This is a genomic window from Pleomorphomonas diazotrophica (assembly GCF_002844595.1).
GTDB lineage: Bacteria > Pseudomonadota > Alphaproteobacteria > Rhizobiales > Pleomorphomonadaceae > Pleomorphomonas > Pleomorphomonas diazotrophica.
Genome location: NZ_PJNW01000013.1, coordinates 23757 through 36403, shown reverse-complemented (window position 1 = coordinate 36403; position 12647 = coordinate 23757). Strand labels below are relative to the sequence as shown.

At 65.4% G+C, this 12647-nt stretch carries 14 protein-coding genes; 10 read left to right on the top strand and 4 right to left on the bottom strand.

Annotated features, from left to right (window positions below; all coding sequences use genetic code 11):
• Positions 1 to 72 precede the first annotated feature (72 nt).
• Positions 73 to 1377, top strand: coding sequence for a hemolysin family protein (locus tag CXZ10_RS15620; RefSeq protein WP_101290290.1), 1305 nt, complete (start codon positions 73 to 75; stop codon positions 1375 to 1377).
• Positions 1378 to 1450: 73 nt separating this feature from the next.
• Here CXZ10_RS15620 and CXZ10_RS15615 read toward each other — a convergent pair whose 3' ends face one another.
• Positions 1451 to 1888 (bottom strand): MarR family winged helix-turn-helix transcriptional regulator, encoded by a 438-nt coding sequence (locus CXZ10_RS15615; RefSeq protein ID WP_101290289.1) that lies wholly within the window; start codon positions 1886 to 1888, stop codon positions 1451 to 1453.
• Positions 1889 to 2292: 404 nt separating this feature from the next.
• Here CXZ10_RS15615 and CXZ10_RS21590 point away from each other — a divergent pair, with 404 nt between their 5' ends.
• Genes CXZ10_RS21590 through CXZ10_RS15600 form a run of 3 tightly spaced genes read left to right on the top strand, consistent with a single transcriptional unit; the run spans position 2293 to position 4096 of the window.
• Positions 2293 to 2457: a hypothetical protein gene (locus tag CXZ10_RS21590; RefSeq protein WP_180336026.1), complete on the top strand. Its 165-nt coding sequence runs from the start codon at positions 2293 to 2295 to the stop codon at positions 2455 to 2457.
• Positions 2457 to 3230, top strand: coding sequence for a zinc ABC transporter ATP-binding protein AztA (aztA, locus tag CXZ10_RS15605; RefSeq protein WP_101290287.1), 774 nt, complete (start codon positions 2457 to 2459; stop codon positions 3228 to 3230). Before CXZ10_RS21590 ends, aztA begins: the two co-directional genes overlap by 1 nt.
• The gene (locus tag CXZ10_RS15600; RefSeq protein WP_101290286.1) at positions 3227 to 4096 is read left to right on the top strand and encodes a metal ABC transporter permease; all 870 of its coding nucleotides are present in this window, start codon (positions 3227 to 3229) and stop codon (positions 4094 to 4096) included. Before aztA ends, CXZ10_RS15600 begins: the two co-directional genes overlap by 4 nt.
• A 51-nt stretch (positions 4097 to 4147) precedes the next feature.
• Here the strand turns inward: CXZ10_RS15600 and CXZ10_RS15595 are convergent, their stop codons facing one another.
• The gene (locus CXZ10_RS15595) at positions 4148 to 4975 is read right to left on the bottom strand and encodes a hypothetical protein (protein ID WP_101290285.1); all 828 of its coding nucleotides are present in this window, start codon (positions 4973 to 4975) and stop codon (positions 4148 to 4150) included.
• Positions 4976 to 5244: 269 nt separating this feature from the next.
• The gene (locus CXZ10_RS15590) at positions 5245 to 5820 is read right to left on the bottom strand and encodes a DUF1134 domain-containing protein (RefSeq protein ID WP_101290284.1); all 576 of its coding nucleotides are present in this window, start codon (positions 5818 to 5820) and stop codon (positions 5245 to 5247) included.
• Between the two features lie 250 nt (positions 5821 to 6070).
• Between CXZ10_RS15590 and CXZ10_RS15585 the strand changes: the two genes are divergently transcribed.
• Positions 6071 to 6451: a YHS domain-containing (seleno)protein gene (locus CXZ10_RS15585; RefSeq protein WP_101290283.1), complete on the top strand. Its 381-nt coding sequence runs from the start codon at positions 6071 to 6073 to the stop codon at positions 6449 to 6451.
• A gap of 22 nt (positions 6452 to 6473) precedes the next feature.
• On the opposite strand, the gene CXZ10_RS15580 is transcribed toward CXZ10_RS15585, so the two are convergent.
• The gene (locus CXZ10_RS15580) at positions 6474 to 6917 is read right to left on the bottom strand and encodes a MarR family winged helix-turn-helix transcriptional regulator (RefSeq protein ID WP_101290282.1); all 444 of its coding nucleotides are present in this window, start codon (positions 6915 to 6917) and stop codon (positions 6474 to 6476) included.
• A 72-nt stretch (positions 6918 to 6989) separates the two neighbouring features.
• Between CXZ10_RS15580 and CXZ10_RS15575 the strand changes: the two genes are divergently transcribed.
• The 5 genes from CXZ10_RS15575 to CXZ10_RS15555 all read left to right on the top strand — a co-directional run bounded on the left by CXZ10_RS15575 (position 6990) and on the right by CXZ10_RS15555 (position 12620).
• Positions 6990 to 7895 (top strand): haloalkane dehalogenase, encoded by a 906-nt coding sequence (locus tag CXZ10_RS15575; protein WP_280178929.1) that lies wholly within the window; start codon positions 6990 to 6992, stop codon positions 7893 to 7895.
• A 156-nt stretch (positions 7896 to 8051) separates the two neighbouring features.
• A complete protein-coding gene (gene chpT / locus CXZ10_RS15570; protein ID WP_101290280.1) occupies positions 8052 to 8723 on the top strand; it encodes a histidine phosphotransferase ChpT in 672 nt (223 codons plus the stop codon).
• A gap of 227 nt (positions 8724 to 8950) precedes the next feature.
• On the top strand, positions 8951 to 11719 hold the full coding sequence (locus CXZ10_RS15565; RefSeq protein ID WP_101290279.1) for a hybrid sensor histidine kinase/response regulator: 2769 nt from the start codon (positions 8951 to 8953) through the stop codon (positions 11717 to 11719).
• The gene (locus tag CXZ10_RS15560) at positions 11716 to 12207 is read left to right on the top strand and encodes a chemotaxis protein CheW (RefSeq protein ID WP_101290278.1); all 492 of its coding nucleotides are present in this window, start codon (positions 11716 to 11718) and stop codon (positions 12205 to 12207) included. The genes CXZ10_RS15565 and CXZ10_RS15560 overlap by 4 nt, the downstream gene beginning before the upstream one ends.
• A gap of 47 nt (positions 12208 to 12254) precedes the next feature.
• Entirely contained in the window at positions 12255 to 12620 is a 366-nt protein-coding gene (locus CXZ10_RS15555; RefSeq protein ID WP_101290277.1) for a response regulator, read from the top strand.
• The last annotated feature ends 27 nt before the right edge of the window (positions 12621 to 12647 follow it).

The window sequence follows — 12647 nt, the reverse complement described above, 5'->3', positions numbered from 1 at the left end:
ACAGACCGATCAGCCTGTATTTTCCCCCGACGAGCAATTTGCGACGGAGCAGCCGGGTCACCCCCGCACCCCATGGGCTACCTCTTTGAAATCGGCGTCATCTTCATCCTCTTGGTCCTGAACGGTCTTTTCGCCATGTCCGAGCTGGCGGTGGTCTCCTCGCGCCGCCCGCGTCTCGAAGCCATGGCCGCCAAGGGCTCGAAGGGCGCAGCGACGGTGCTGAAGCTCGCCGCCAATCCCGGCCGCTTCCTGTCCTCGGTACAGATCGGCATCACGCTGGTCGGCATCCTGGCCGGCGCCTATTCGGGCGCCACGCTGTCGGAGCCCTTCGCCGAGTTTCTGGTCGCTCAGGGCGTTCCCGCCTCCTTCGCCTCGGCGCTGTCCATTGCCGTGGTGGTCGGCCTCATCACTTATTTCTCGCTGGTGATCGGCGAGCTGGTGCCCAAGCAGATCGCGCTCTCCAACCCCGAGGCGGTCGCTTCGCTGATGGCCCGGCCGATGCTGGGCGTCGCCTTCGTCGCCTCGCCGGTCGCCATCGTTCTAGAGATGTCGAGCCGCCTCATCATCGGCGCCCTTGGCCTCAAGACAACCGGCGAGAGCACGGTCACCGAGGAGGAAATCAAGGCGGTGATCGCAGAAGGCACCAACTCGGGCATCCTGGAGCCCGAGGAAAAGGAGCTGATGGCCGGCGTCATGCGCTTCAGCGACCGGTCGATCCGCGCCGTGATGATCCCCCGCCCCGACATCACCGGCATCGACCTCGACTGGGACGACCAGCGCATCATCGAGGCGATCGCCACCTCATCCCATTCGCGCTATCCGGTGTTCACCGGTTCGATCGACATGGTTCAGGGCGTTATCCAGGCCAAGGACCTGCTCGACCAGCACCTGAAGGGCGAGCCGCTCGACCTCAGGAGCCGCATCCGTCAGGTCGACATGGTGCCCGACACCGCCTCCGCGCTCGACGTGCTCGACACGCTCAGGCGCTCGCCGCTGCAGATGGTGATGGTGATCGACGAGTATGGCTCGGTCGAAGGCATGGTGACCGCCGCCGACATTCTCACCGCCATCGTCGGCAACCTCGGCGGCGAAGCCAGCGAAGAGCTGAGCGAGATCGTCCAGCGGGCCGACGGAAGCTGGCTGATCGACGCCGATCTCGGTGTCGACCTCGTGGCGGAGAAGATCGACTGCAAGGGGCTCGACGACCCCGATCGCGACTATGAGACGCTGGCCGGCTTCGTGCTGTCGGTGACCAAGGCCATTCCGACCACCGGCGACGTCGTCGACTGGCGCGGTTGGCGGTTCGAGATCGTCGACATGGATGGCCGACGCATCGACAAGGTTCTGGTCACCGCGCCGGCCCAGCCCCAGCCCTGACATAAGATCGGCCGGGATGGCCCCGCCGAAGCGGGCCGTCCCGGCCGGATCATCTCACCAAGTGAAATTGGTTTCAGTCGTCGCCGGGTTGCACACCGATCTGTTCGACGATGCCGGAACAGGCGGTGGCGCAGGCATTCACCGCTTCGCGCCCGATGGCATCGGCAAGACGCTGGCCGAGTTCGGCATAGGCGATCTCGATCGGCGCGATGGTCTTGCGGCCATAATCGGTCAGCGACACCAGCGTCTTCCGGAGATCCTCGAACTGCTGGGCCCGGGCGATCAGGTCGCGCGCCTCGAGATCGCGCAGAATGCGCGACAGGCTCGACGCCCGGACGAAGGTGTTGGCAGCGAGCTCCGACGCGATCATCGGCGACCGCGCTTTCAACTCGTGCAGCACCCGCCATTGCGGCTCGGTGAGGCCCGCCACCTTCATGCTGGGCCGCAACGTTTCGATCACCGACTCATAGGCGAGCAGGAAGGTTTTCATGAGGTCGGGTTCGGCTGCCAAGGCTGCCTCCCCTGCATTTTGCCGAACGGAGGAAAGGAGGATGGTGGTAACCACTTGCTGCGACCTTGGGAGAATCGTGTTGCCTTTTATACCTAGTAAACAACAACGGGCGAGATTTCAAGCATGCGCCACGCACATGACGCGAATAGCAAGTCCGTTGCCCAAGACTTCCCTAATGTTTCCATTGACTGGAGAGTCAATGAAAATTATTTCTCCGCCTTTCACATAATTACATTTACATACAAGAATGTATCCAGACGACCTTAGCTGGTAAATAAGATTTGATCGGCTTCGGTTTCGACGACTTCCAGGCCGGATGCCGCCGGCGGCGTAGCGATTGACCGGAAAAACGTTATACTATAACGGTTCGTTCCACCTTGATCGCCGCCAAGCCTGGGGTCGCAATGCCGCACCACCCGCCTCGCCACTCCTCCGCTTCGGACGCCGGCCGCTCCGCCATCGTCACCATTCGCCCGTCGGTGCTCCGCCTCGGGGTTGTCGCCCGTCTCGCCGGCGCCGGGCTCTTCGTTGCCGGCATATGGGCACTGATCGGCTGGGTGCTGCGGTGATGGACGTCCGCCATTCCGAACCGGTGGGTGGCGCCGCCCTCGCCTTTCAGAACGCCACCATCGGCTATGATCGCCATCCGGCGCTGCATCACCTCTCCGCCACCTTTCCGGCCGGCAGCATGACGGCCGTCGTCGGCCCCAACGGCGCCGGCAAATCCACCCTGCTCAAGGCGGCGATCGGCAACCTCCGGCCGATCGGCGGCGACGTTCGGGTCAGCGGCTGCAGGCGGACCGAGATCGCCTACCTGCCGCAGCTGACGGAGATCGATCGCGGCTTCCCGCTGCCGGTGTTCGATTTCGTGGCCATGGGCCTCTGGCACCGGCGCGGTGCCTTCGGCGGCTTCCGCCGCGACGACGACGAAGACGTGGCACGGGCGCTCGCCCGTGTCGGCCTCGTCGGCTTCGAGCAGCGACCGCTCGATACGCTGTCCGGCGGGCAGTTGCAGCGGGTGCTGTTCGCCCGCCTCGTTCTTCAGGACGCGCCGCTGATTCTCCTCGACGAGCCGTTCACCGCCATCGACGACCGCACCATCCACGAGTTGATGGACGTCATAGCCCGCTGGAATGCCGAGGGACGCACGGTGGTCGCCGTGATGCACGATCTCGACCTGGTGCGGCGGCAGTTTCCGCGAACGCTGCTGATCGCCCGCCGGGCGATCGCCGAGGGCGACACGGCCGACGTGCTGAGACCCGAGAACCTCGCCGCCGCCCGCCATCACATCGAGGCCTGGGACGAAGCCGCCCCCTTCTGCGAGGTCGAGCCCGCCCGATGACCGTCGCCGATCTTCTCTCCGCCTTCTCGGACTTCGCCTTCATGCGCCGGGCGCTCATAGGCTGTCTGGTCCTGTCGGTGGCTGCCGCGCCGATCGGCGTGTTCCTTATGCTGCGCCGCCTGTCGCTGACCGGCGATGCCATGGCCCACGCCATCCTGCCCGGCGTCGCGGCCGGCTACCTCCTCGCCGGGCTCAACCTCTGGGCCATGACGGCGGGCGGCCTTGCCGCGGGCCTCGCCATCGCCCTGATGGCAAGCGCCGTCACCCGCCTGACGCCGCTGCGCGAGGACGCCTCGCTCGCCACGCTCTACCTCGTGTCGCTGGCGCTCGGCGTCATCCTGATCTCGGCGCGCGGCTCGGCGGTCGACGTCATGCACCTCCTGTTCGGCTCGGTGCTGGCCATCGACGACACAGCGCTGTTGTTCATAGGCCTCGTGGCCTCGATCACCGTCGTTGCCTTCGCGGTGCTGTGGCGGCCGCTGGTGCTGGAATGCGTCGACCCCGGGTTCCTCAGGGCAGTGGGCGGGCGCGGCGCGGTCATCCACGTCACCTTCATGCTGGTGATGGTGCTGAACCTCATCGCCGGCTTCCAGGCGCTCGGCACGCTCCTGTCGGTCGGCCTGATGATGCTGCCCGCCGCCAGCGCCCGGTTCTGGACGCGCTCGCTCGGCGCCATGACGGCGCTGGCCATGGCCTTCGCGGCCCTGTCCTCGGTCGCCGGCCTCATCGCCTCCTTCGCCGGCAACCTGCCGTCGGGCCCGGCGATCATCGTCGCCGCCGGCATGCTCTACGCGCTGTCCGTCGCCCTCGGGCCGGCCGGCGGGCTGATCGTCCGGCTGAGGCCGGCGCGCCACCGCACCGGCTGACGCGTCATCAGGCCGTTTCGATTTTCGCGGGATCTGCCGACGGAAAGCGCCTCAGGAGGAGCCCGACTTCGGAGCATCCTCCGGCGGCTCCGTTCCCTTGGCCAGCGCCGATTCGATGCGCTGGCGAGCGACGGCATTGCGGGCGCGCAACAGCTTCAGCCTGTTGGCGAGGTCGTCGATGCGGGCCTCGTCGTCAGGTTCATCGACTTCGACCTTGGCCGGCTGCCGCTCGGCCTTGGCCCCGAAATCCACGTGGATGACCGGCGCCGGCGGGGCGCTGGGGGGCGCCACGACCGGACCGGACGGATGGATCAGCGGCGGCGTGTGGGTGAGATCGGCGATGGTCTCCGAGAGGACGGCGATGCGCGCTTCGGCCTCGACCAGCGCCATCTTCATGTCGGCGGCAAGCGATTCCGCCTCGTCGCGGCTGGTCTCGGCCTCCATGGCTCTGACGCTGATCTGGCGCTGCAAGTCGCGCCGCTCCGCATCGACCCGCGCCACCGCCTCGTGGGCGTAGCGGGCGATCGACCGAGCCTCTTCGAGGCGTTTTTCGTAATCGGCGATCGCCGCCTCGAAGGCAGCCTTTTCCGCCTCGAGCGCCCTGGCGAGCCGGCGGTCTTCCGAGCTCTGAAGCTCGGCCGTGGCCACCGCCTGCCGAGCCGTGTCGAGTTCGATCTCGATCCGCGCCATCCGGGCGGCCATCTCCGCCCTGATCGCGTCCTTGGCAGCCGCCATTTCGGCGACCGAACGCGGAAGCTGCTGGTCCAGCCGGCGCCGATAGAGGCGAACGGCGCGCGAGTTGATCGCCGGCATCAGCAGCAGCGCGCCGAGTCCCGCCGTCAGCATACCCGCCAGAAAGATCAGCACCGTCTCGATCACGTCATGCCATCCCGCGGCCGTCCCATTCCGCCCGATCCCTTATTTGTCGCGCATTGCTAAGGAAACGGTCAAGGGCACAGCAACGTTCCCGCCGCGTCGATGGTGAAAAAAGTGGCGGGAACAGGCTTTATGGTCGTGAAGCTATCATACCAAGATGCATTGAAAATACGGCTTGGTATTCCGCTTGCCGATTTCTCGTGCCCCGATGCAAGCGAGAAATCGGCAATGGGCTCAACGAGCGGATGCGTCAGCATCTTCGCGAGTTGGACTCAGAAGGGGTTCCAGGTGGCCTGGGGCGTGAACTTGAGATAGCCGACATTGACGCCGAGACGGGCGCCCACGCCAGTGCGGACCGGCACCAGGGTGATGTTGCCCTGGCGCAGGGCGGTGATGCCGAAGCCGCCGACCAGATAAGCCGAGCCGGCGACGCCGCCGAAGCGCTGGTAGAGCGCCGGCACCGAGGGCAAATTGTAGACAAGGATCATGGTGCGGGCGCCGTCGCCGCCGAAATCGAGACCGAAACTCGGCCCCTGCCAGTAGACGCGCGAGTTGCCGGCGTTGCGGGTGTAAAGCATACCCTCGCCGTAGCGCAGGCCGCCGAACACCGCGCCGGAGCCTTCCTGGCCGAGGATGTAGCCGTTGGGCTGGCCGTAACTGGCCGCCGCCCGTTCGATCGCCGAGGCGAGGCCGCCCGACATCTCGCCGAAGAACTTGTGGCCGGTATCCACCAGTTCCGACGACGAATAGGTCTGCTGTGCCTGCTGGGCGGCAGCGGGCATCGCCGCGGCAACCAGGGCCAGCAGCAGGAACGGCAGCGCTTTCAGCACCGACAGACGCAACGACATCGGCAATCCCTCCATGTCCGCCGGCGTCCGTTTCGAAACGGCAGGCTGGCGAGACCATCCGAACATTAACCTCGCCGACACCCCGGTCCATGCAAGATGAACGTCAGGGACGGCCGGTGACATCATGAGCATACAGACGAATCAGACATCACGACGGCAAGATTGGGTGAGTTTTCTCGCCCGCGCCATTGTCTTGTCGCTGTTTTTCCTTATCCCTTGCCAGCCGGTAAACGCACTAGACGAAAGGATAGTGTTCGATCCCTACACCGGATTGTCGCTCGGCGGCTACGACCCGGTGGCCTATTTCGTCAGCGGCGCCGCCGTGCCGGGCCTTCCCGAACATGAGGTCGTCTACGGCGACACCTACTGGCATTTCGCCACCGAGGGCAACGCCGCCGCCTTCCGCGCCGCGCCGGCCGCCTATATCCCCGGCTTCGGCGGCTATACGCTGTCGGCCGTGGCGCGCGGCGTCGCCCAGCCCGGCAACCCCGCCCTGTTCGCCATCCACCGCAACCGCCTCTATCTCTTCGCCTCCGAGGACGAGCGGCAGGCCTTTCTCGCCAACCCCGACGCCATGATCGCCGAAGCCGCCGCCCACTGGCCGGAAGTGCTGAAGCTCCTGGCCTACTGAAATCTGCTCCAGGCGTGGAACCTCAGGTCCGGCCGGCGCCATCCTGCAAGACACCGAGCAGTATCTGAAGCGCTTCGCGAAGGGCTTCGATCTGGCTCTCGCCCAACAGGCGCCTCCACTTCTCCTCGACCTGCCGGCCAGCGGCCATGGCGAGCGGGCGGATCTTCTTTCCGCGCGGCGTCAGGAAGATCAGGCGCGCACGCTTGTCGCTCGGGTGTGGCTGCCGCTCGATGTAACCAAGCTTTTCAAGCTCTTCCAGCGCCTGTGCCATCGACTGCTTGCGGACGCCGGCCTTCAGCGTCAGCTCGGACATCTGAATTCCCTCCGTCGGCACGAAGGTGAAGACGTTGGCGTGATGGGGGCGGATATCGCCAAAGCCGGCTTCGTCGAGCGCCTCGACGACCGCGCTCGAAAAATGCTGATGGGCGAGCCGCAACATAACACCCAACGACGGACAAGACGGCATGCAGCCCTCCATCACATTGACAGGCACCTGACGATTTGACAGATATAGTCAGTCACCTGACAAAATGGTCACATTGACAGGCACCTTACTGTTTCACGCGAGAGGACAAAAGCTATGCCTTCACTGCCCATTCTCGACTCCACCGTGTTTTATCGAGAGAGCGGCGCCGGCGCCCCGTTCGTCTTCCTTCATGGCAACCCCACCTCCTCCCATCTCTGGCGGAATGTCATTGCCGACCTCGGCTTGCCCGCCCGCAGCCTCGCCCCCGACCTCATCGGCATGGGCGAGTCCGGAAAGCCCGACATCGCCTATCGGTTCGCCGATCATGCGCGCTATCTCGATGCTTGGTTCGACGCGCTGGCCCTCGACGGCGTCGTGCTGGTCGGCCACGACTGGGGCGGGGCGCTGGCCATGGACTGGGCGACGCGTCATCCGGACCGTGTTCGGGGCCTTGTGCTGATGGAAACCATCCTGCGGCCGATGACCTGGGACGACTTCCCCGGACCGCATCGGCCGCGATACGAGGCCCTGCGTGCGCCGGGTAGCGGTGAGGCCAAGGTGCTCGACGAGAATTTCTTCATCGAGCAGGCGCTGAAGGTGACCGTCTGGTCCGGGCTGGCGCCGGAGGACCACGACGTCTATCGCCGCCCTTATCCGACTCGCGAAAGCCGCCGCCCTCTGCTGGCATGGCCAAGGGAAATGCCCATCGAGGGCGAACCCGCCGACACCGTTGCGCGGATCGAAGCCTACGACACCTGGCTGGCCTCGTCCCGATCGGTACCCAAGTTGCTGCTGACCTTCGATGGCGCCGAGGATACCCTGATGATCGGTTCGAAGATGATTGACTGGGCAAGGTCGAGTATCGCCGCTCTCGACGTCGAGGCCTGCGGTCCGGCCGCACACATCTGTCCTGAGGATCAGCCTCAGGCGATCGCCGCCGCCATTGCATCCTGGGCAAAGCGTCATCGGCTGACCTGAGAGTAGGCCGAAAGCCGTTGCGATGGGGCGAGAAGCCGTTCACTGCGTCTCACCCGCGCTTGTGAGCGCCGCCGACGGGCGTTATCCATGGGCCAGACGTTCTACGATTCGTCGGTGGGCCCTGCCCGTCGTTCGTCCAACCCAATGGAACCGCCCATGTCCGACCTGGCCAAGCTGGAAGCCCTGGATTTTGCCGCCCTGCTCTGCTCGCGCGTCTGCCATGACATCATCTCGCCGGTCGGCGCCATCACCAACGGCCTCGAGGTGCTGGACGAGGAAAACAACGAGGAGATGAAGGCCTTCGCCTTCGACCTCATCCGCAAGAGCGCCCGCACCGCCTCCTCCAAGCTGCAGTTCGCCCGCCTCGCCTTCGGCGCCGCCGGTTCGGTGGGCGCCGAGGTCGACCTCGGCGACGCCGAGACGGTGGCCAAGCGCTACATGGAGAGCGAGAAGGCCGACATCGACTGGCAGGCGACGCGCCGCCTCCTGCCCAAGAACCAGGTGAAGCTGCTTCTGAACCTGCTGCTCATCTCGTTGCAGGCCGTTCCCCGCGGCGGCAAGATCGTGGTGCGCGTCGAGGGCGACCTGCCCTTCCCCACCCAGCGCATTGAGGCCACCGGCGCCGCCTCCCGCATTCCGCCGCGCGTCGCCGAGCTTCTGGCCGGCGATCTCGGCGACCATGTCGACGCCCACGCCATCCAGCCCTATTACGCCGGGGCGCTCGCCCGCGAGGCCGGTCTCGCCATCGAGATCTCCAAGGACGGGGACACCGTGATCTTCGAGGCGAAGGCAACCAGCATAGACCTTCAGGGCGAGCGAACTGAATAAAGCGTTAACTGCCTCCACAATTACTGATAGCCGCGACGACCCTTGACGATCATGCCATGTGGCGACTGTCGACGCGTCTCGACATGTGCGCGGCAAACAAAGGTTTGAAGCCCAGACTTCAATCAATATTAACAGTTTGACGGGACACTTCACCCCAAAGCGGCTGGTAGAGCGAGCGCCCCAGAAGGATGCGGCGCCTCCGGTTCGGCCTTCCCTGGGGGTGAAGTATGGACGACCTTTTGCGTGAATTCCTCACCGAGACAAACGAGTCGCTCGATACGGTAGACGTGGAATTGGTGAAGTTCGAGCAGGAGCCGAACAACGCCCGCATTCTCGACAACATTTTCCGCCTCGTTCACACGATCAAGGGAACCTGCGGTTTCCTCGGCCTGCCGCGCCTCGAGGCGCTGGCCCACGCCGCCGAGACGCTGATGGGCAAGTTCCGCGAGGGCACCGCCGTCACCGAGGAGGCGGTCAGCCTCGTCCTGCAGACGATCGACCGCATCAAGGGCATCCTGGCCGAGCTCGAGGCCGCCGAAGGCGAAGAGCCCAAGGGCGAGGATCGCGACCTGATCTCGCAGCTTGAGGCCATGTCGATGGCCGAGGCGGCGCCCCGCAAGGAGCCGCCCAAGAAGGAAAAGAAGGAGACCGCCGGCACGCTGGTCGCCCAGGTGCTGGAGCGCGAGCTGCGCCCCGGCGAAGTGTCGCTCGACGAGCTGGAACGCGCCTTCCGCGAGACCGCCGTCGAGGTGGAAATCGCCGACGAGCCGGCCGCAGCCGACGAAGCGTCGGCCCCCGCCCCCGCCGGCATCGACTTTGCCCGCGTCGCCGCCGAGATCGAGGCGCGCATGAAGCAGGCCGCCCCGGACGAGAAGCCGGGCAAGGGCAAGGCGTCCGCCGAGGATGGCGAAGCCGAAGCCGAGGCCAAGAGCGAAAAGGGTTCGGTGTCGAGCCAGTCGATCCGCGTCAACGTCGAGACGCTCGAACATCTGATGACCATGGTCTCCGAGCTGGTGCTGACCCGCAACCAGCTTCTGGAAATCGTCCGCCGTCATGAGGACAGCGAGTTCAAGGTGCCGCTGCAGCGCCTTTCCAACGTTACCGCCGAACTGCAGGAAGGCGTCATGAAGACGCGCATGCAGCCGATCGGCAACGCCTGGCAGAAGCTGCCGCGCATCGTGCGCGACCTCGCCCAGGAACTCGGCAAGCAGATCGAACTCGAGATGATCGGCGCCGACACCGAGCTCGACCGCCAGGTGCTGGAACTGATCAAGGACCCGCTCACCCACATGGTCCGCAACTCAGCCGACCATGGCCTCGAGCGTCCCGAGGACCGCCGCAAGTCCGGCAAGACCGAGAAGGGCACCATCCGCCTCGCCGCCTATCACGAGGGCGGCCACATCATCATCGAGATCGCCGACGACGGCCGTGGCCTCAACCTCGACCGCATCAAGCAGAAGATCGTCGAGAACGGTCTCGCCAGCGAGGCCGAGCTCGAGAAGATGAGCGAAGGCCAGATCTACAAGTATATCTTCGCCCCCGGCTTCTCGACCGCCGCCAAGGTGACGTCGGTGTCCGGCCGCGGCGTCGGCATGGACGTCGTCCGCACCAACATCGAGACCATCGGCGGCACCGTCGATCTGAAGTCGGTGCAGGGCAAGGGCACCACCTTCACCATCAAGATCCCGCTGACTCTGGCCATCGTCTCGACGCTGATCGTCGAGAGCTGCGGCGACCGCTTCGCCATCCCGCAGCTCAGCGTCGTCGAACTGGTGCGGGTGCAGAACAACTCCGAGCACCGCATCGAGCGCATCAAGGACACCCCGGTCCTCCGCCTGCGCAACAAGCTGTTGCCGCTGGTGCCGCTGGCCGGCCTCCTCAAGGTCGAGGTTTCGGCCGAGAAGAGCGAGGATGAAGGCTTCATCGTCGTCATGCAGGTCGGCAACGTCACCTTCGGTCTGGTGGTCGACGGCGTCTTCCATACGGAGGAAATCGTCGTCAAGCCGATGTCGAAGATGCTGCGCCACATCACCATGTTCTCCGGCAACACCATCCTCGGTGACGGCTCAGTGATCATGATCGTCGATCCCAATGGCGTCGCCAGCGCCATCGGCACGGCCGTCGCCACCGACACGCTCGACAGCCACACCGACGCCGACGCCGCCCGCGGTGTCGACAACGACGCCAAGATCTCCATGCTGCTGTTCCGCGCCGGCTCTCCCGAGCCCAAGGCGGTGCCGCTGTCGCTGGTCACCCGCCTCGAGGAGTTCGAGATCGAGAAGATCGAGCATTCCAACGGCCGCGACCTCGTGCAGTACCGCGGCTCGCTGATGCCGCTGGTCTATCCGAACTACGACGTGCGCCGCCGCGAGGAAGGCACCCAGCCGATGCTGGTCTTCTCCGATGCCGGCCGCTCGATGGGTCTCGTCGTCGACGAAATCGTCGACATCGTCGAGGAGTCGCTCAACATCCAGGTCGGCTCCGACGTGCCGGGCGTGCTCGGTTCGGCGGTGATCAAGGGCAAGGCCACCGAAATCCTCGACATCGGCCACTACCTGCCGCTCGCCTTCGAGGACTGGTTCAAGCGCAAGGAAATCTCGTCGGCCGCCCTGACGCGCAAGCTGCTGTTCATCGACGACAGCGCCTTCTTCCGCAACATGCTGGGCCCGGTGATGAAGGCCGCCGGCTTCGACGTGACGATTTGCGCTTCGGCCACCGAGGCCATGCGCCTGCTCGGAGAAGGCGCCGCCTTCGACGTCATCGTCTCCGACATCGAGATGCCCGTGGTCAACGGCTTCGAGTTCGCCGAGATGCTGCGTCGCGACGCCCGCTTCCGCCGCACGCCGATCATCGCCCTGTCGGCGCTCTGCACGCCGGCCTCGATCGAGCGCGGCCGCCAGTCCGGCTTCGACGAATATGTCGCCAAGTTCGACCGTCCGGGCCTGATCGCCGCCCTGAAGGAAATCACCAGCGCTGACTATGGGATTGCAGCATGACCGCCACCAGCCATACCCCGGGCGCTGCCGCCAACGACAGCCACTCCGGCCAGATCCAGTATGTGACCGTGTTCATCGGCGGCCAGTTGTTCGGCCTGCCCATCCACAAGGTGCATGACGTCTTCGTGCCCGAGAGCATGACGCGCGTGCCGCTGTCGGCGCCGGAAGTGGCCGGCGTGCTCAACCTGCGCGGCCGCATCGTGACGGCGATCAACATGCGCCGCCGCCTCGGCCTGCCGCAGCGCGAGGGCAACCACGGCATCATGGCCGTCGGCATCGAGTATCGCGGCGAATCCTACGGCCTCATCATCGACGAGGTCGGCGAAGTGCTGAACCTCGACGCTGCCGGCCGCGAGGCCAACCCGGCCAACCTCGATGGCCGCTGGGCCGAGATCTCCGGCGGTGTCCACCGCCTGTCGGGACAGTTGATGGTCATCCTCGACGTCGAGCGCGTGCTCGGCCGCATGCAGGGCGACATGGCCGCCTGACGCGACGAACCTAGCAAGCCGGCGTCACCGCCGTGAGGAGTGAAACAATGAAGACCTGTCTCGTGGTCGACGACTCGAGCGTCATCCGCAAGGTGGCCCGGCGCATTCTCGAGGACCTGTCCTTCACCATTCTCGAGGCCGAGGATGGCCAGCAGGCTCTCGAGAAGTGTCAGGAAACCATGCCGGACGCCATCCTGCTCGACTGGAACATGCCGGTCATGGATGGCCTGGAGTTCCTGGCCCAGCTCAGGAAGCTGGATGGCGGCGACACGCCCAAGGTGGTGTTCTGCACGACGGAGAACGACGTCGGGCACATCGCCCGCGCCATCCGCGCCGGCGCCAACGAATACATCATGAAGCCCTTTGATCGGGAAATTGTCGAGGCCAAGTTCCAGGAAGTTGGGCTTCTCTGACGGTTCATAGATCGATGCGAAACTGGA

What these genes read in the sequence shown, in the direction of transcription:
- CXZ10_RS21590 (WP_180336026.1), top strand. Translation starts at nt 2,293, where the DNA reads ATGCCGCACCACCCGCCTCGCCACTCCTCCGCTTCGGACGCCGGCCGC.
- aztA (WP_101290287.1), top strand. Translation starts at nt 2,457, where the DNA reads ATGGACGTCCGCCATTCCGAACCGGTGGGTGGCGCCGCCCTCGCCTTT.
- CXZ10_RS15555 (WP_101290277.1), top strand. Translation starts at nt 12,255, where the DNA reads ATGAAGACCTGTCTCGTGGTCGACGACTCGAGCGTCATCCGCAAGGTG.
- CXZ10_RS15600 (WP_101290286.1), top strand. Translation starts at nt 3,227, where the DNA reads ATGACCGTCGCCGATCTTCTCTCCGCCTTCTCGGACTTCGCCTTCATG.
- chpT (WP_101290280.1), top strand. Translation starts at nt 8,052, where the DNA reads ATGTCCGACCTGGCCAAGCTGGAAGCCCTGGATTTTGCCGCCCTGCTC.
- CXZ10_RS15590 (WP_101290284.1), bottom strand. Translation starts at nt 5,820, where the DNA reads ATGTCGTTGCGTCTGTCGGTGCTGAAAGCGCTGCCGTTCCTGCTGCTG.
- CXZ10_RS15565 (WP_101290279.1), top strand. Translation starts at nt 8,951, where the DNA reads ATGGACGACCTTTTGCGTGAATTCCTCACCGAGACAAACGAGTCGCTC.
- CXZ10_RS15580 (WP_101290282.1), bottom strand. Translation starts at nt 6,917, where the DNA reads ATGCCGTCTTGTCCGTCGTTGGGTGTTATGTTGCGGCTCGCCCATCAG.
- CXZ10_RS15620 (WP_101290290.1), top strand. Translation starts at nt 73, where the DNA reads ATGGGCTACCTCTTTGAAATCGGCGTCATCTTCATCCTCTTGGTCCTG.
- CXZ10_RS15560 (WP_101290278.1), top strand. Translation starts at nt 11,716, where the DNA reads ATGACCGCCACCAGCCATACCCCGGGCGCTGCCGCCAACGACAGCCAC.